We start from the raw sequence: 17018 nt of genomic DNA, 5'->3' as shown, positions 1-17018 counted from the left end.
TTCTATGGCGCAGAATGTCCGCGCGGGCGACTAGAGATATAATGGTTAGAGGTATGCGTGAGGATAGTTCGCGCTCTTAACTTCCTCGCGCGAGTTAAAAAGTCCGAAAAGAACTGAGGCTGTCCAGTGGGATAGTCTGAGTCAGATGTGAGGACCAAATAAAGAAACCCATCCCTTTCGGCTCTGTCGAGGTAACCTTGATAGTGCGAAATTACCCTTTCAAGCTCTGGGCCAAGCCAACTGCGCATCTCTTTGGCCACCAAACCAAGACCATCTACGGCTTCTCGCAAAAGCATAGTTACATCGGCCTTAGTGCCGAAGTGATTTACAAACTTTTCTTTTAGGTGATTGGGCACTTTGCGATCTGCTGTGACTTCGGAAACGGTGACGAAAATCGAAGCGCGAGATTCTCGCCACTCTCTCTTGTCGTCCCAGCCACCTCCCACTGTCACGCCTGAAATCGGCTGAGTGTTGTGCTGAGCGTAATTTCGCAATACCTCACAAAAATGAAATTCAATACTTCCACTTTTTTGTGTATCCCAGTTTTCTTTAAAATATTCCTTAGTAGAAGTATCATTATGTCGATATTTTATGTTTGGAAATCGATCTCTAAAACTTGTTATCGAGTTTAGGACTGACAATACCTTCGCATTTGCGAGAACACGCTTGTCTTGAAAAAAATCACTATCCGCTGAGTGATCAAACTCATAGTCGAGTCCAATGCTAAGCAGGAATAGCTCGTACTCGTAAAACGAGTTTTTTACGGCAACTAAATTTTCCTCGAAGCTTATATAGTCGCTGATGAAATCGCGGGCACTTAGAAGTTTCTCTGCTTCTTCGGTGTCGATTTTCTCAGAATCGGTGCGATTCCAAGGGTCTACTAAGAAGTAATTTTTTGTCATCGGTCTACTCCCCTGCCACCCAAGCCACGCTCCCACGCCCGCGGCCCTCGTCACTCAGCAGCTTTGCCAGCACCGGCAAAACCTCCCGCATTTCCTCCTCCAGCACATAGGGCGGGTTGACCACGATCATGCCGGTGCCATGTAGCTTTGGCGGCGTCGTAGGCGTGTCGATGGTCAGTTCAATCCGCAAGATCTTGGGAATGCCCGTGGCTTTGAGCGCTTTGACATAGGTCTCGACTTCGCCCGGCTCCTTGATCGGATACCAATAGGCAAAAATGCCGCCGGGCCAGCGCTTGTGCGCTTTTTCGAGGCTTTCGACCATGCGGATGAATTCGCCCTTTTCTTCAAAGGGCGGATCGACCAGCATCAGGCCGCGCTTTTCCTTGGGCGGCAGATGCGTGCCCATGGCGGCCCAGCCGTCGAGCGTGGTCACCCGCGTCTGGAAATCGCCAGCGAAATTCCGCCGTAGTGCCCCGGCATCGCCGGCATGAAGTTCGAGCGCCATTAGCCTGTCCTGGGCGCGCATCATGTGGCGGGTGATGAAGGGCGAGCCGGGATAAAAGCGCAGTCGCCCATCGCGGTTCTGTGCTCTTACGGCGCCGAGATAAGGGGCCAGCAGCGCCACCACGTCCTCGGGAAGTGTCACGCCCATCAGCCGGCCAATGCCATCCTGCCATTCGCCGGTGCGCCCGGCCTCATTGCCCAAAAGGTCGTAGAGGCCGACCCCGGCATGGGTGTCGATCACCCGATAGGCGGCGTCCTTCTTCATCAGATAAGCGAGAATGCGGGTGAGGATGGTGTGCTTGACCACATCGGCAAAATTGCCGGCATGAAAGGCGTGGCGGTAATTCATGCGCGTTGGTCCGGTCTCTAGTGCCGCGCCTGAGCGGTGAGAATAGTGGCGGCAAAAGCCGTGAAAATGGCGGCGAAGCTCCAGTTGAGCGCCCGTTCCACCCAAATGCTGGAGCGGAACAGCGCCGCAAGTCTCTCGGCAAGCAAGACGGTAACAATACCGAGCGGAATGGAAAGCGCGACGAATTCGAGACCAAGGAAGATCAGCTTGCCCGTGGCTCCAGGATCGTGAGCGTCAACGAATTGCGGCAGGAAGGTTACGAAGAACAGCACGACTTTGGGATTGAGCAGGTTGATGCCGATCCCGGTCATGAAGCTCTGGCGCGCGGTCGGGGCCTTCTTGGCGGCTTCGGAAAGACGCAGCCCGCCGCCATGCATCACCGCCTGATAGGCCAGCCACAAAAGATAGACCGCGCCGGCGATCTTGAGCGCCAGGAACAGTGGCGGGGCGGCGATGATCAGGATGGAGATGCCGAAAGCCACCAACATGGTATGGACGAGAATGCCAGCCATGGCTCCGAACATGGCGGCCAGGCCGTGGGCGCGCCCGTAATTGATGGCCCGGCTCATCTGCAGCGCCATGTCGGGTCCCGGCGTGATCGCCAGCACAATGGTGGCAAGCGCAAAAGCAAGGAGCACGGGCAGATCTGGAACGAAGGCGGGCATGGCAGTCTCGATGCAGTTCGGGTGGACATTGGCATTATTCGCCGTATCGGGGTAGGGCGCTCAGGATTCGTTCATCAAGCGGGTCCTGGCCTCACACCGGCAGTTCCCGCCCCGCCTTGATCGTTTCCATGGGCACGTCGGTCTTGACGCTCTGGACGCTCGGGATGCGCATCAAATGGTCGGACTGGAAGCGCCAATAGGCATGCAGGTCGGTCGTGACGATGCGCATGATGGCGTCGCATTCCCCGGTGGTGAGATAACACTCCGCCACCTCGGGATATTTTCGGACTATTTCAGCAAACTGGTTGGTAGTTTCGGCGTCCTGGGTCTTGAACCAGATACGCGCGAAGACCGTCAGGCCGAGCCCCAGCTTGGGACCATTGAGAACGGCAACATACTGGTCGATAACGCCTTTTTCTTCCAGCAGCTTGACTCGTCTCAGGCAGGGCGAGGGCGATAGGCCCACCGCATTGGCAAGTTCGACATTGGACATCCGGCCATTGCGCTGCAATGCTCGCAAAATCCGGCGATCAATGGCGTCCAGCGCTTCTGGCATTTTCCGCTTCACAAATTTATTCGGTTGGCATGATTTGCCACAAACTGCGCCAAACAAGCGATAATCGCAAGTATATTGCGCGAATTCGAGCTTATCCTGTCGCCACAAATCCCTGGGACCTACATCATGGCAAACGAAATCAAAAAAGTCGTGCTGGCCTATTCGGGCGGACTCGACACTTCCATTATCCTCAAATGGCTGCAGGAAACCTATAATTGTGAGGTGGTGACCTTTACCGCCGATCTGGGGCAGGGCGAGGAGCTGGAACCGGCGCGCAAGAAAGCCGAGATGTTCGGCATCAAGGATATTCGCATCGAAGACCTGCGCGAGGAATTTGTACGCGATTTCGTGTTCCCGATGTTCCGCGCGAATGCCATGTATGAGGGGCTTTACCTCCTCGGCACCTCCATCGCCCGGCCGCTGATCGCCAAGCGCCTCGTCGAAATCGCCCAGGAAACCGGGGCCGACGCCATTTCGCATGGCGCCACTGGCAAGGGCAATGACCAGGTGCGGTTCGAGTTGACCGCCAATGCGCTCGATCCCTCGATCAAGGTGATCGCGCCCTGGCGGGAATGGGACCTCCGGAGCCGTACCAAGCTGCTCGAATATGCCGAAGCCAACCAGATTCCGATTGCCAAGGACAAGCGCGGCGAAGCCCCGTTCTCGGTCGATGCGAACCTCTTGCACACGTCGTCCGAAGGGATGGTGCTCGAAGATCCCGGTGTCGAGGCGCCCGATTATGTGTTCCAGCGCACCGTCGCGCCCGAACAGGCGCCCGATACCCCCGAATATGTGAAGATCGGCTTTGAGAAGGGTGATGCAGTCACGGTCAACGGGCGGAAGCTTTCGCCGGCGAGCCTCCTCGAAAAGCTCAACGAACTGGGTGGCAAGCATGGCGTAGGCCGCCTGGACCTCGTCGAAAACCGCTTCGTGGGCATGAAGTCGCGCGGCGTCTATGAGACCCCCGGCGGCACCATTCTCTGGCATGCCCATCGCGGCATTGAATCGATCACGCTTGATCGCGGCGCGGCCCATCTCAAGGACGAGATCATGCCCAAATATGCCGAGCTGATCTATAATGGCTTCTGGTTCTCTCCGGAGCGCGAAATGCTGCAGGCGCTGATCGACAAGAGCCAGGAATTCGCGGCCGGTGAGGTCACGATCAAGCTCTACAAGGGCAGCGCCAATGTGGTGGCGCGCACTTCGCCCTATTCCCTCTATTCGGAAGACCTGGTGACTTTCGAAGAGGGCGCGGTGGCCTATGACCATAAGGATGCCGAGGGTTTCATCCGCCTCAATGGCCTGCGTCTCAAGACCTGGGCGGCGCGTAACACCAAGGCGCGGGGCTGAGGCCAGACGAACGCATGGCGGACCACGCGCCCGCCATGCGTCTGCAAACGATTCAAACTGTCACATTTAATCCCCCGTTAAGCCGCGCTCAGTAGCTTTCAGCCAGCGTCGCGAAGTGGCTTTTGGACTTGGGGGGGTCGATGCGGTCGGATGACGTCGGCAAAGAAGGGGAAGTCGCCGAGGCTCTGCTCCTGGATGCAGCGCTGGAAAGCATCCCCTATGGCTTTTGCGTCTGGTCGCCGCAGTTCCGCCTGTTGATGTGGAACAAGCACTATCGCGACTTCTACGGGTTCTCCGAAGATGCCATCCATCGCGGCATGACGCTCGAGGATGTGGTGCATCTGTCGGCGCGGCTGGGCAACCACCCCGGCCAGAGCGCCGAACATTTCTACGAGCACTATACCAGCGAGCTTCTGGCCAATCGCAGCGGTGCGCGCCAGAAGGCGCAGGAAATGGTGCATGGCGGCCGCATCATCGAGACGGCCCATGTCTATTCCGAGAAGCTGGGCTGGGTGGTGACCCATGAGGACATCACCGACGAGATCGCGCGCTCGGAAAGCCAGCAGAAGCGCAAGCTGGAACTGGAGCGGCAGAACATCCGCCTCGACGCAGCGGTCAACAATATCTCCATTGGCTTGTGCATGATGGATGCGCGCGGACGGCTGGTGATCTGCAACGAGCCCTATGCCCGCATCTACAATCTGCCCATCCAGCTCTTAAAGCCCGGCAGCCAGCTCGAAGATATCCTGGCCCATCTGTTCGATGAAGGCATGTCCACTGGCGGCACCAAGGACGACTATATCGCCTGGCGCCGCGATGTGATCGCGCGCCGCGAATATGGCAAGAACATCCACGAACTGAACAACCGCACGATCCTGATGCAGCATCATCCAATGAAGGATGGCGGCTGGGTCTCGACCCATGAAGACATCACCGAACAGCGCCAGGCCGAAGCCCGCATCCAGCATCTGGCGCGCCATGACGCGCTGACCGACTTGCCCAATCGCATCGAGTTCCTTGAACAGATGGCCCGGGCCGAGGCGGGATTGGAGCGTGGCGAACGCGCCGCCGTGCTCTATATCGACCTTGATCACTTCAAGGCTGTCAATGATACGCTGGGCCATGCAGTGGGTGACGAAGTCATCAAGCAGGCGGCGGTGCGTCTATGGGGCACGACGCGCGAAACCGATCTGCTGGCGCGGTTGGGCGGCGACGAATTCGCGCTGCTGCTGCGGCCCATAGACGGGGTCGACATGGCGGCGCGCGTCGCCGACCGCATCGTCAAGGCGATGCGCACGCCCATGAATATCGGCGGCCAGCAGATCGAGATTGGCGCCTCGGTCGGCATTGCCGTGGGGCCGGGCGATGGCACCACCACGGATCAGCTGGTCAAGAATGCTGACCTGGCGCTCTACAAGGCCAAGTCCGAGGGACGCTCGACCTATCATTTCTTTGAGACCGGCATGGATGCCGAATTGCAGCAGCGCCGCTCCATCGAGGCCGGCCTGCGACTGGCCATGCAGCGGGACGAATTGCGGCTGATGTTCCAGCCGCTGCTGGGGCTGGAGGAAAATCGCGTCACCTGTGTCGAGGCCCTCTTGCGCTGGGACCACGACGATCGCGCCATCTCGCCGGTCGAGTTCATTCCCGTGGCCGAGGAAACCGGCTTGATCGTGCCGATTGGCATATGGGTGCTGCAGGAGGCCTGCAGAACCGCCGCGACCTGGCCGGGAGATGTGCGCCTGGCGGTCAATCTCTCGCCGGTGCAGTTCCGCAACAAGGATTTGGTGGGCCAGGTCAGGGCGGCGCTCAGCGATGCCGGGCTGGCGCCGACGCGGCTGGAACTGGAAATCACGGAAAGCCTGCTGCTGACCGACAGCGAGAGCACCATTGCGGCGCTGCACGAATTGCGCGCCATGGGTGTGCGCATTTCGATGGACGATTTCGGCACCGGCTATTCCTCGCTCAGCTATCTCAGAAGCTTCCCTTTCGACAAGATCAAGATCGACCGCTCCTTCATGCGCGACCTGACCACCCGGACCGACAGCCAGGCGATCATCAAGGCGGTGATCGGGCTGGGACAGTCACTGGGCATGTCGACCACGGCCGAGGGCATCGAGACCGAGGAACAGCTGGCCATGGTGCGGGCGCATGGCGTGTCCGAGGTGCAGGGCTTCCTGTTCTCGCCGCCCCTCAAACCCAAGGCCCTGGCCAATCTGCTCCATTCGGAAGCGGCCATGGGCCAGGCGCGCCGGATAGCGTCCTGATAGGGCACTTGCCGGTGTGACCGTGGGCTGACACTTTGGCGCCATGCGCACGCGCCTCTATGACAGATTGATCGCTATTGCCCGGCGTGAGGCTGGGGCCATGCTGGCCGAGGATGTGGTGCAGGATGCCCTGCTTGCTGCGGTGGAAGCGGGCCGTCTGGACCTTGGGGATGCGGATACCGGCCGCTGGCTTTGCGGTGTGGTTCGCAACCGGGCGCGGATGAGCGTCCGGACAGCGTGGCGCGGGCGCCGCCGCGAGGATTCCTGGCTGGCCAGCCAGACGCCACCGTCGTCGTCTGTCGAACCTGCCACGCCGATTAACCTGCTGACCGGATTGTCCCCGGCTCTGCGGACACTGGCGGCGCTGGTGCTCACCGGCCATAATCGCCGCGAGATCGCCTATCTTTTGCGCCTGCCGGATACGGCGCTGCGGCAGCGTATCAGTGCCCTCAAGCGGCATCTGAGGGAGAGGGGACTGGTGGCGCCTGAAGAATTGAGCGGGCTTTATCTCGACCTCGCCTATGGCCGTATTCGCGACGCTCTGTTGCCGGCGCTGGTCCGGCATGGCGGGGCTTTTGCCAGCCATGATCCGGACGGGCATCTTTTTCTGGTGCGGCGCTCACAAACCGGCGATGTCCGGCAATAGGAGATTGTCACAGCAATGGAGGGCTCCAATGAGCTTCAAGCCGAAAAGCGCCAGCATCGTCTATTATGTCTCGGACATCGTCCGCACCGAAACCTTCTATAACAGCACGTTCCAATTGAACCTGGAACGCATGGAAGGCGCCGAGCCGTTCTGGCTCCAGGGGCGGCTGGAGAGTGGGCTGGAACTGGTGTTCTTCCAGATGGATGGCCAGCGCGGGAATACGCCGGCCATCGTGTTCACCATCGAGGAGGGTGGCATAGACGATATCGTCGCGGACCTCGCACAACAGGGCGTCACCATCGTCACCCCGGTTTCCGAGGCGCCCGGCGGCTGGAGTGCGGACTTTCTGGACCCCGATGGCTTTGGCCTGGGTCTCTGGCAATCGGAGGAACTGCCGAAGTCGCTGAGGTAGGAACCGCGTCCGCCATTTCGTCCGCGGTCATCACAGTAAAACAACACATTCTCGTCATGGAACAAAATTGCGTCATCCGCGTTTGCGCGCGGGTGCATCTATTGTGCCAGAAATACTCGAAGACGCCGTGAACGTCTTTGGTGAATATTAGTTCCCTCTGGCATTAATAAAGAATTCGCGGATCAGGCTGAAACTTCGACCGTGCTGTTCCGTATCTGTACTTAGCGTCGCTCGCGAAGCCGCAGTATCCTGCAACACGGAGAATTTTCATGACCATCCAGCATGATCCATCCCGCCGCCGCATTCTAAAATGGGGCGGGGCCGGGGCAACGATCGCCGTTTCCGGCGTTCTCTTGCCCAATTTCGGTATCACCGCCGCGCTCGCTGCCGATCTGGGCGAAGGTGATATCGGCGTGCTCAATTACGCCTATGCGCTTGAGCAGCTCGAAGCCGCCTTCTACACCCAGGTCATCGACACGCCCTATGAGGACATGAGCGATGATGAGACCGAATTGCTCACCGACATTCGTGACCACGAGGTCGAACACCGCGATTTCCTCAAGCAAGCCTTGGGCGAAGGTGCGATTCCCGCACTCGAGGTCGATTTCTCGGCTGTGGATTTTTCCAGTCGCCACAGCGTGCTGAACACTGCCAAGACCTTCGAGGATTTGGGCGTCGCCGCCTATAACGGCGCCGGGAAACTTATCGAAAACGTCGATTATCTGGCCGAAGCCGGCCGCATTGTCTCGGTGGAAGCCCGTCACGCCGCTGTCATTCGCGATCTGTTGCAGATGAATTCGGTCGCCTTTGCCGGACCGGACGTCGTCGATGAGAATGGTCTCGATGTCGCCATGGACCCCGCAGAGGTCCTGACGGCAGCCGATCCGTTCATCGCCTCCGAAGTCACCGCCAATTCGCTGGTCTAAGGAGAACAGAAATGACCAATCCCAACCAGACCAACCTCCTGTCCGGCATTGATCCGGAAATCGTTGATCGCCTGTCCGTCGACCGCCGCGCCTTTTTCAAGCGCAGCGTCATGACCCTTGGCGCCCTGGCGAGTGCTCCCATGGTGCTTGCCACCACCGCGCAGCAGGCCTTTGGCCAGTCGCTGCCCGCAGAGATCAAGGACGTGCTCAACTACGCCCTGACGCTCGAGCATATCGAAGACTTTTTCTATCGTTCGGGGCTTGAGGCCGATGGCCTGATCCCCCACGAATATCTCGATATCTTCCGGCATATCGGCCTGCATGAAGCTCAGCATGTGGCCTTGCTGGAAAGCGTGCTCGGCGCCGACGCCGTTGCCCGTCCCAATATCGACGCGACGGCCGGCGGCCAATATGCCGACGTGCTGACCAATTTCGACACCTATCTCACTCTGAGCCAGACCTTCGAGGATCTGGGCGTGGCAGCTTATAAGGGTCAGGCCGGCAACCTGATCGGCAATGACGACCTGTTGCAGACCGCCCTGCAGATTCACTCGGTGGAAGCACGCCATGCGGCCATCGTGCGCAAGATTGGCGGCAAGAAGCCGTGGGATGGCGCTTATGACGAGCCCATGACCAAGGAAGAAGTGCTGGCAGCGGCGCAACCGTTCCTCGCCTAAACCGTCTCAGCTTGCTATTGGAGTCGCGCCCTTCCAGGGCGCGGCGCCGCCTTGTCCGGCCAATGCAGGCCCGCCCTGCGTCCCCTGCGCTTGTGGAAAACCCCGTTCTCCTGTAAGGCAGCGCCAAATGTGCCCTATCGGACGTCCTCCGGGTCGGGCGCGCTGTTCATTCCTGCATGGTTCAGCCGTTTGTTGCCGCCCTTCGCGGCCCAAGGCTCTGGGATCATGCCAAAGAGGCCTGACCCACTTATGTCGCTGCGCAATATCGCTATCATCGCCCACGTTGACCACGGCAAGACCACGCTGATCGACGTGCTGCTCAAGCAGTCCGGTTCCTTCCGCGAAAATGAACGCGTCGAAGAGCGCGCCATGGACAGCAATGATATCGAGCGCGAGCGCGGCATTACCATCCTGGCCAAGGTGACCTCTCTTCTGTGGAAGGACACCCGCATCAATATCGTGGATACCCCCGGCCACGCCGATTTCGGCGGCGAAGTCGAGCGCATTCTGTCCATGGTCGATGGCGTGGTGATCTTGGTGGACGCGGCCGAAGGCCCGATGCCCCAGACCAAGTTCGTGCTGGGCAAGGCGCTGGCCCAGGGCCTGCGTCCGATCGTGGCCATCAACAAGATCGACAAGTCCGACGAACGGCACCTCGAAGTGCTCGAGGAAATTTTTGACCTGTTCATCGCGCTCGACGCCTCGCCCGAACAGCTCGACTTCCCAGTGCTCTATGGTTCGGCCAAGCAGGGCTGGATGGCCTTGGAGCCAGAAGGTCCCAAGGAAACCCTGGCGCCGCTGCTCGACAAGGTCGTCGAACACGTGCCTGAGCCGCAGGTCGAAGAGGGTGCGTTCCGCATGCTCGTCACCACCATCGAGCGCAATCCGTTCCTCGGTCGCATCCTGACCGGTCGCATCACCTCGGGTTCCGTCAAATCCAACGATCCGATCCACACGCTCAATCGTGAAGGCAAGGAAGTCGAAAAGGGCCGCGTCTCCAAAGTACTGGCCTTCCGCGGCCTTGAGCGCACGCCGGTCGATATCGGCGAAGCCGGCGACATCGTCGCCATTGCGGGTCTCGTGACTTCCACCGTGGCGGACACGCTCTGCGCCACGTCGGTGACACAGCCCATCGCCTCCAAGCCCATCGATCCTCCGACCCTGTCGGTGACCTTCCGTATCAATGATGGTCCGCTGGCCGGCCGCGAAGGCGACAAGGTGCAGTCGCGCGTCATTCGTGAGCGCCTGATGCGCGAAGCCGAAGGCAATGTGGCGATCAAGGTTACGCCCGGCGAAGACAATGACAGCTATGACGTGGCCGGCCGCGGCGAATTGCAGCTGGCCGTGCTGATCGAAAACATGCGCCGCGAAGGCTTCGAGCTGACCATTGGTCGTCCGAAAGTGCTGATGCAGGATATCGACGGCGTGCGCCATGAGCCGATCGAGGAAGTCATCATCGACGTCGATGACGAGCATACTGGCACGGTCGTGCAGAAGCTCACCGAGCGCAAGGGTGAACTCACCGACATGCGCCCCTCGGGCGTCGGGCGCACCCGCATCCAGCTCTTGGTGCCCACCCGCTCGCTGATCGGCTACCAGCCTGAACTGCTGAGCGATACCCGGGGTACGGCCATCTTCAACCGGTTGTTCCATTCCTTCGTGCCGTTCAAGGGCGACCTTCCGGGTCGTCGCACCGGCGTGCTGATCTCGAATGGCACCGGCCAGTCGGTGGCCTTTGCCCTGTGGAACCTCGAAGATCGCGGCCAGATCATGATCGACGCCGGCGTCGATATCTATGAAGGCATGATCATCGGCGAGCACTCCCGCGAAAATGACCTTGAGGTCAACGCGCTCAAGGGTAAGCAGTTGACCAATATCCGCACCACGTCCAAGGATGAAGCGGTCCGTCTGACCACACCTAAGAAGCTCACCCTTGAACAGTCGCTGGGCTACATTGCCGAGGACGAGTATGTAGAAGTGACCCCCAAGTCGATCCGCCTGCGCAAGATCTGGCTCGACCCCAATGACCGCAAGCGCATGAGCCGCGCCGCCAAGTCGGCTTGATTGATCCCAAACACGGTGTCATCCCGGCGAAGGCCGGGATCCAATCCTGAGATAATTTAGCGTTCACTGAGCGCTTGTAGACCTCAAGATGGACCCCGGCCTTCGCCGGGGTGACATCGAGAGTTTGGAGGGGCCCGAAATCCATGACCGACTGGATCATCCAGACCATTTCCGAACTCGGATATCTCGGCATTTTCCTGGTCATGCTGGCCGAGTCGATCTTTCCGCCCATCCCCTCAGAGCTGATTATCCCCTTTGCCGGCTATGCCGCCGCCAATGGCGACCTGAACCTGTTCGGTGTCTTGGCAACGGCAACGCTGGGCGCCGTGGTGGGCATGCTGCCCTGGTATTTCGCTGGCCGCATCTTCGGCCTCGGGCGTGTGCGCTGGCTGGCCGACCGCTATGGGCGGCTGCTTACCATGAATGCCGATGAGATCGATGTCGCCGTGGGCTTCTTCCGTCGCTTCGGCCCGGTCATCGTGCTGTTCGGGCGCCTGATGCCGATCATCCGCACGCTGATCTCCATTCCGGCAGGCCTGGCACAAATGAATCTGGGCCTGTTCCTGCTCGCCTCCACCAGCGGCGCGCTGATCTGGAACACCTTCCTGACCCTGGCCGGCTATATCCTGCACGAGCATTACGAGATGATCGAAGTGGTGCTCGATCCGCTGAGCTATCTGGTGCTGGCTCTGGTGGTGGCGATCTATCTGTTCCGCGTCGTCACCTGGAAGCCCACCCGCGCGGGAGAGTGAGCTCTCGCATTGTGCAAGCATCATTGCATTCTGCATCTCGCCACGCGCCGCAAAATGCGAATTTTCTCAAAGCCTTAATCTTTGCCCCCGGATTTTCAGGCCCTGCCAACTGGCACGCTTTATGCATTCTCCGTCATGCCCGGATGAAGAGTTTCGCGTACCGGGTCCAAAGTCATTCGGGGTCCTGCATCGTGTATCTGATGTGGGGCCCCAATGCTTTTACCGGCCAGGGGCGCCGCCCTTGCCCCGAGAGCTGCCAGCGACTAGATAATTGCCAACGCTTCACCGGAGACGCCCATGCGCGCCGTGCTCGACATCATCCTGATCCTGCTCCAGCTCTATTGGTGGGTGTTGCTCATCATGATCATCATGAGCTGGCTGATCTCGTTCAACGTCATCAATACGCGCAATCAGTTCGTGGCCATGGTCTGGCAAGTGATCAACCAGCTGACCGAGCCGGTGCTGCGACCCATAAGGCGCTTCATGCCCAATTTCTCCGGGCTCGACCTGTCGCCGCTGATCGCTTTCCTTTTGATCTTCTTCATCCAGTCGATCATTGGTTATTACGTCTATCCGGCGGTTATTCGCGCCGGCATCTAAGGTCAGACTATGCCTTTGCCCGAGGGATTTGAAGTTTCGACCGATCCCAAGAGGATCGATCTGGACTATGTGCATCACTATCTCAGCACTCTGAGCTATTGGGCTATGGGGATCCCGCGCGATGTGGTTGAGCGTTCGATTAATAACAGCCTGACCTTTGGTCTCTACAATGACGCCGCGGCGCAGGTGGGTTTTGCTCGGGTCATCACGGATCGGGCGACCTTCGCCTGGCTTGCGGATGTCTTCATCGAGCCGGACTTGCAGGGCAAGGGGCTGGGCAAGGGGTTCATGGACGTTATCCTCGCCTATCCCGAACTGCAGGCGCTGCGCCGCTTCATGCTGGTGACCCTCGATGCGCACAGTCTCTATGCCCAATATGGCTTTGGTTCTCCTCCCAATCCGGAGCGCCTGATGGCGATTGTGCAGAGCGACCTTTACTAGCAGTCGTAGGCTGCCGCGACAAAACATCGCAATATCCATTGCTTAACAGATTATTCCCGGTAATCTCCTGTCCCGGAGAGGGCCCGATGGAGGGTGGGGATTGGACCGGGCACAAAGACCCGGCCGGGACCAGCGCGGGCCCTCGGAGGAAAGCTTTTCGAGGGACTTCTTATGGATCTGGCACTCTGGCTGATCGTTCTGTGCGGCGGTCTGTCTATCGTTTACGGGGTGGTCACCACCCAGGGCCTGCTCAAGGCCGATGCGGGCTCGGCCCGTATGCAGGAAATATCGGCGGCCGTGCGCGAGGGGGCATCGGCCTATCTCAAGCGGCAATATACCACCATCGCCATTGTCGGCGTGGTCATCCTGGTGGCCGCCTTTTTCCTCTTGGGCATCTATGCCGCAATCGGCTTCCTGATCGGCGCCGTGCTTTCGGGCGCCGCCGGCTTTATCGGCATGCATGTGTCGGTGCGGGCCAATGTGCGCGTTGCCCAGGCCGCCGTCGGTTCGCTGGCCAAAGGGCTGGACCTGGCCTTCAAGTCCGGTGCGGTCACCGGCATGCTGGTGGCAGGTCTCGGGCTGCTGGGTGTCACGCTCTATTTCATGGTGCTCACCGGCATGGGTTTTGAACCCACCAGCCGCACCGTCATCGATGCGCTGGTGGCTCTCTCGTTCGGCGCTTCGCTGATTTCCATCTTCGCGCGCCTCGGCGGCGGCATCTTCACCAAGGGTGCGGATGTCGGCGGCGACATGGTGGGCAAGGTCGAGGCCGGCATTCCCGAGGACGACCCGCGCAATCCGGCCACCATTGCCGACAATGTGGGCGACAATGTCGGTGACTGCGCCGGCATGGCCGCTGACCTGTTCGAGACCTATGTGGTGACCATCGTTGCCACCATGGTGCTGGCCGCCATCATCCTGCCCGAGCAGTTCAAGCTTATCGGCATGGTGCTGCCGCTGGCCATTGGCGGCGCCTGCGTGGTCACCTCGATCATCGGCACCTATTTCGTCAAGCTCGGCGCCGACAACAACATCATGGGCGCGCTCTACAAGGGCGTCATCGCCTCGGGTGTGCTCTCGCTGGTGGCGCTGCTGCCGGTGCTCTGGCTGCTGTTCGGCGATCTCAATGTCGCCATCGAGGCCAATGACAAGACCTTCACCCCCTGGCACCTGTTCTGGTGCGGCGCGGTGGGCCTGATCATCACCGGGCTGATCATCGTCATCACCGAATATTACACCGGTACCAATCGCCGCCCGGTCAATTCCATCGCCGAGGCTTCGGTCACCGGCCATGGTACCAATGTCATCCAGGGTCTCGCGGTGTCGCTCGAATCGACGGCGCTTCCGGCTCTGGTCATCATTGCCGGCATCATCGTCACCTATTCACTGGCAGGCCTGTTCGGCATTGCCTTTGCCGTGGCCACCATGCTGGCGATTGCCGGCATGATCGTCGCGCTCGACGCCTTCGGGCCGGTTACCGACAATGCCGGTGGCATTGCAGAGATGGCCGGTCTCGACGCCTCGGTGCGGCACAATACCGACGCGCTCGACGCGGTGGGCAATACCACCAAGGCGGTCACCAAGGGCTATGCCATTGGTTCGGCGGGTCTCGGTGCTTTGGTGCTGTTCGCGGCCTATACGCAGGATCTGATCTACTTCGCCAACCTGCCCGACGCCCCGGCGATCTTTGCCGGCATGGGCACGCTCACCTTCTCGCTGGCCGATCCCTATGTCGTGGTGGGCCTCTTGTTCGGTGGTCTCCTGCCGTTCCTCTTTGGCGGCATGAGCATGACGGCTGTCGGCCGCGCCGCCCAATCGGTGGTGGTGGAAGTCAGGCGCCAGTTCAAGGCCGATCCGGGCATCATGGCCGGCACGTCCAAGCCTGATTACGCGCGGGCCGTCGACATGCTGACCCAGGCGGCGATCAAGGAAATGATCGTCCCCTCGCTGCTGCCGGTTCTTTCGCCCATCGTCGTCTTCTTCCTCATCAACTGGATCGCCGGCCCTGCCGCCGGGTTCTCGGCCTTGGGCGCCATGCTCATGGGCGTCATCGTCACCGGCCTCTTCGTCGCCATCTCGATGACGGCGGGCGGCGGCGCCTGGGACAATGCCAAGAAGTCGTTCGAGGACGGGTTCACCGACAGCCATGGCGTGACCCACCACAAGGGCGGCGACGCCCACAAGGCCTCGGTCACCGGCGACACCGTCGGCGACCCCTACAAGGATACGGCCGGCCCGGCCGTCAACCCGATGATCAAGATCACCAATATCGTGGCGCTGCTGCTGCTGGCGGTGCTGGCGCATCTGGGGTGACCAGACCTCGTCTGGACTGAGTTGTAGAAGGCCCGGGGCGAAAGCTCTGGGCCTTCGGTTTAGTGACGGAGTGAATATGGGATGCGCCCGCCTGTTATTGAGATAGAATCTACGATCGCTGATTTCGTACGAACTTTTAGAGATGGACTACCGCTTTCAGAATTCGTGGAGATTCCAACCGGCGTTCTGAATGCGGACTTTTTCTTCCCAAACGACAGAGTTGTCGTCGAGCTGAAGTCGCTAGACAAAGACGCGATGGATGCCGAAACATTTAGTCGGCGCGTCATGTCCGCCTACAAGGCTCTTGGTTACGAGTTGCCCGATTTTGTCAGGTGGGCATTTGGTCAAGTGCCAATGGCAAATAATGTAAGTCGACGCGTATACGCATCCTCCACCCGGCCGATCATTGAGTGCGTGAAGAAGGCCTGCAAGCAGATTGCGGCCACGCGCCGTATTTTGGGAATGAACGACGCTCAGGGTCTAGTGATGGTGGCGAATAGCGCGAACCTGGGTCTTACCGCACATCAGATCATGGACTCAGTGCTTCGTGGCTACGAGTTAAAAGCCGACAAGAAATTGGATGCAGCGGTCTATCTAACACCCAATGTATATCATGATATGGGCGACAATGTTCCGTACGAGTTATGGGTCCCGATAGCTGGCGACCATCTTCAGCAGTTCGTGGATGACCTGGGCTCTGCTTGGTTCGATTTCAGGGTCGCTAACCACGGAGAAGCAATCCGCAAGACTGACGAGGTGATGGAAAACGTGCTCGCTGCAGCGGTCATCAAAGACTGGTAAGCGCAGCCAAAGAAAAAATGTCGAACCCCCGCGCTCTCCCTCGTCGCCCTCACGAAACGGGCCGCAGGGTGCCGCCCGGAACCTGAGGGACAATCCAATGCGTAAAGTGACAGCCGGCCTTTTTCATTCCGTCGATGGCGTGGTGCAGGACCCGCACAAGTTTCAGTTCGACAGCTTTGACGACCAACTTGGAGAGATGCTGACCGGGGTTCAGGAGCGGGTCGGCACCGTGCTGCTGGGCCGGATCGGCTGGTCGGAATGGGCAGGCTATTGGCCCAATGCTACGCAGGACAATGACTTTGCCACCTTCATCAATGCCGTGCCCAAGCATGTGGCGTCCAATACGCTGAAAGCCAGCGATATGGCTGCCTGGCAGAATTCGAGCCTGATCGAGGGTGATCTCGTGGGTTTCGTGCGCACGCTGAAAGCGCAGCAGGGTGGCGAGATCGCCGTCATGGGCGGCATTTCGCTGGTGCGCCAGCTGCTCTTTGCCGGGCTGATGGACGAATTGAGCCTCATCACCCATCCCGTGGTGGCGGGCGAGGGCCGGCACCTGTTCGCGCCCGGCGATCCGACCACGCGGCTGGCGCTGGTGCGCTGCGATGTGACGCCCAAGGGCAATGTGGTGCAGGTTTACGCGAAGAAAGCTGAGTAGCGGTCCCTTCATCTTCCAACCGGTCAACACGGTGCGGCACCTCCCCCTTGACGGGGGAGGATGGGTGGGGCGCGCAACGCACTGGTGGCCAATTGTGAGCGCCCCGCTCGCGAGCCCCCTAACAAAAGCCATTCGGGT

Annotated in this window: 17 protein-coding genes; 13 read left to right on the top strand and 4 right to left on the bottom strand. The window is 59.8% G+C overall.

Going from position 1 to position 17018, the window contains the following annotated elements; all coding sequences use genetic code 11:
* Positions 1-2: 2 nt before the first annotated feature.
* From ACXYMS_RS13670 to ACXYMS_RS13655, 4 genes are all read right to left on the bottom strand, one after another.
* Positions 3-902: a hypothetical protein gene (locus ACXYMS_RS13670; RefSeq protein WP_458907123.1), complete on the bottom strand. Its 900-nt coding sequence runs from the start codon at positions 900-902 to the stop codon at positions 3-5.
* A 4-nt stretch (positions 903-906) separates the two neighbouring features.
* On the bottom strand, positions 907-1755 hold the full coding sequence (locus tag ACXYMS_RS13665) for a 23S rRNA (adenine(2030)-N(6))-methyltransferase RlmJ (protein ID WP_458907122.1): 849 nt from the start codon (positions 1753-1755) through the stop codon (positions 907-909).
* 17 nt (positions 1756-1772) lie between these two features.
* Positions 1773-2420 (bottom strand): LysE family translocator, encoded by a 648-nt coding sequence (locus tag ACXYMS_RS13660; RefSeq protein WP_458907120.1) that lies wholly within the window; start codon positions 2418-2420, stop codon positions 1773-1775.
* A 91-nt stretch (positions 2421-2511) separates the two neighbouring features.
* Positions 2512-2976, bottom strand: a complete 465-nt coding sequence (locus tag ACXYMS_RS13655) for an Lrp/AsnC family transcriptional regulator (RefSeq protein WP_458907119.1) — start codon at positions 2974-2976, stop codon at positions 2512-2514.
* Between the two features lie 126 nt (positions 2977-3102).
* Between ACXYMS_RS13655 and ACXYMS_RS13650 the strand changes: the two genes are divergently transcribed.
* The 13 genes from ACXYMS_RS13650 to ACXYMS_RS13590 all read left to right on the top strand — a co-directional run bounded on the left by ACXYMS_RS13650 (position 3103) and on the right by ACXYMS_RS13590 (position 16880).
* Positions 3103-4326 (top strand): argininosuccinate synthase, encoded by a 1224-nt coding sequence (locus ACXYMS_RS13650; RefSeq protein WP_458907117.1) that lies wholly within the window; start codon positions 3103-3105, stop codon positions 4324-4326.
* Between the two features lie 140 nt (positions 4327-4466).
* Complete coding sequence (locus ACXYMS_RS13645; protein ID WP_458907116.1) at positions 4467-6593, top strand: putative bifunctional diguanylate cyclase/phosphodiesterase; 2127 nt, start codon at positions 4467-4469, stop codon at positions 6591-6593.
* A gap of 43 nt (positions 6594-6636) precedes the next feature.
* Complete coding sequence (locus ACXYMS_RS13640; RefSeq protein WP_458907115.1) at positions 6637-7239, top strand: RNA polymerase sigma factor; 603 nt, start codon at positions 6637-6639, stop codon at positions 7237-7239.
* Between the two features lie 28 nt (positions 7240-7267).
* Positions 7268-7651: a VOC family protein gene (locus ACXYMS_RS13635; protein WP_458907113.1), complete on the top strand. Its 384-nt coding sequence runs from the start codon at positions 7268-7270 to the stop codon at positions 7649-7651.
* A gap of 269 nt (positions 7652-7920) precedes the next feature.
* On the top strand, positions 7921-8577 hold the full coding sequence (locus ACXYMS_RS13630) for a ferritin-like domain-containing protein (RefSeq protein WP_458907111.1): 657 nt from the start codon (positions 7921-7923) through the stop codon (positions 8575-8577).
* Between the two features lie 11 nt (positions 8578-8588).
* Positions 8589-9254, top strand: coding sequence for a ferritin-like domain-containing protein (locus tag ACXYMS_RS13625; protein WP_458907110.1), 666 nt, complete (start codon positions 8589-8591; stop codon positions 9252-9254).
* A 249-nt stretch (positions 9255-9503) separates the two neighbouring features.
* Positions 9504-11318: a translational GTPase TypA gene (typA, locus tag ACXYMS_RS13620; RefSeq protein ID WP_458907108.1), complete on the top strand. Its 1815-nt coding sequence runs from the start codon at positions 9504-9506 to the stop codon at positions 11316-11318.
* A 143-nt stretch (positions 11319-11461) separates the two neighbouring features.
* A complete protein-coding gene (locus ACXYMS_RS13615; protein ID WP_458907107.1) occupies positions 11462-12070 on the top strand; it encodes a DedA family protein in 609 nt (202 codons plus the stop codon).
* A 297-nt stretch (positions 12071-12367) separates the two neighbouring features.
* Positions 12368-12670: a YggT family protein gene (locus ACXYMS_RS13610; RefSeq protein ID WP_458907105.1), complete on the top strand. Its 303-nt coding sequence runs from the start codon at positions 12368-12370 to the stop codon at positions 12668-12670.
* 9 nt (positions 12671-12679) lie between these two features.
* The gene (locus tag ACXYMS_RS13605; RefSeq protein ID WP_458907103.1) at positions 12680-13111 is read left to right on the top strand and encodes a GNAT family N-acetyltransferase; all 432 of its coding nucleotides are present in this window, start codon (positions 12680-12682) and stop codon (positions 13109-13111) included.
* Positions 13112-13282: 171 nt separating this feature from the next.
* Positions 13283-15424, top strand: coding sequence for a sodium-translocating pyrophosphatase (locus ACXYMS_RS13600; protein WP_458907101.1), 2142 nt, complete (start codon positions 13283-13285; stop codon positions 15422-15424).
* 81 nt (positions 15425-15505) lie between these two features.
* Positions 15506-16225, top strand: coding sequence for a hypothetical protein (locus ACXYMS_RS13595; protein ID WP_458907099.1), 720 nt, complete (start codon positions 15506-15508; stop codon positions 16223-16225).
* Positions 16226-16322: 97 nt separating this feature from the next.
* A complete protein-coding gene (locus tag ACXYMS_RS13590) occupies positions 16323-16880 on the top strand; it encodes a dihydrofolate reductase family protein (RefSeq protein ID WP_458907098.1) in 558 nt (185 codons plus the stop codon).
* The last annotated feature ends 138 nt before the right edge of the window (positions 16881-17018 follow it).

This window comes from Devosia sp. CAU 1758, assembly GCF_054482695.1.
The sequence above is the reverse complement of the archived record's forward strand: the minus strand, read 5'-3'. Positions and strand labels throughout refer to the sequence as shown.

Coding starts and splice junctions, on each gene's coding strand:
- ACXYMS_RS13670 (WP_458907123.1), bottom strand. CDS start 902: ATGACAAAAAATTACTTCTTAGTAGACCCTTGGAATCGCACCGATTCT.
- ACXYMS_RS13665 (WP_458907122.1), bottom strand. CDS start 1,755: ATGAATTACCGCCACGCCTTTCATGCCGGCAATTTTGCCGATGTGGTC.
- ACXYMS_RS13660 (WP_458907120.1), bottom strand. CDS start 2,420: ATGCCCGCCTTCGTTCCAGATCTGCCCGTGCTCCTTGCTTTTGCGCTT.
- ACXYMS_RS13655 (WP_458907119.1), bottom strand. CDS start 2,976: ATGCCAGAAGCGCTGGACGCCATTGATCGCCGGATTTTGCGAGCATTG.
- ACXYMS_RS13650 (WP_458907117.1), top strand. CDS start 3,103: ATGGCAAACGAAATCAAAAAAGTCGTGCTGGCCTATTCGGGCGGACTC.
- ACXYMS_RS13645 (WP_458907116.1), top strand. CDS start 4,467: ATGCGGTCGGATGACGTCGGCAAAGAAGGGGAAGTCGCCGAGGCTCTG.
- ACXYMS_RS13640 (WP_458907115.1), top strand. CDS start 6,637: ATGCGCACGCGCCTCTATGACAGATTGATCGCTATTGCCCGGCGTGAG.
- ACXYMS_RS13635 (WP_458907113.1), top strand. CDS start 7,268: ATGAGCTTCAAGCCGAAAAGCGCCAGCATCGTCTATTATGTCTCGGAC.
- ACXYMS_RS13630 (WP_458907111.1), top strand. CDS start 7,921: ATGACCATCCAGCATGATCCATCCCGCCGCCGCATTCTAAAATGGGGC.
- ACXYMS_RS13625 (WP_458907110.1), top strand. CDS start 8,589: ATGACCAATCCCAACCAGACCAACCTCCTGTCCGGCATTGATCCGGAA.
- typA (WP_458907108.1), top strand. CDS start 9,504: ATGTCGCTGCGCAATATCGCTATCATCGCCCACGTTGACCACGGCAAG.
- ACXYMS_RS13615 (WP_458907107.1), top strand. CDS start 11,462: ATGACCGACTGGATCATCCAGACCATTTCCGAACTCGGATATCTCGGC.
- ACXYMS_RS13610 (WP_458907105.1), top strand. CDS start 12,368: ATGCGCGCCGTGCTCGACATCATCCTGATCCTGCTCCAGCTCTATTGG.
- ACXYMS_RS13605 (WP_458907103.1), top strand. CDS start 12,680: ATGCCTTTGCCCGAGGGATTTGAAGTTTCGACCGATCCCAAGAGGATC.
- ACXYMS_RS13600 (WP_458907101.1), top strand. CDS start 13,283: ATGGATCTGGCACTCTGGCTGATCGTTCTGTGCGGCGGTCTGTCTATC.
- ACXYMS_RS13595 (WP_458907099.1), top strand. CDS start 15,506: ATGCGCCCGCCTGTTATTGAGATAGAATCTACGATCGCTGATTTCGTA.
- ACXYMS_RS13590 (WP_458907098.1), top strand. CDS start 16,323: ATGCGTAAAGTGACAGCCGGCCTTTTTCATTCCGTCGATGGCGTGGTG.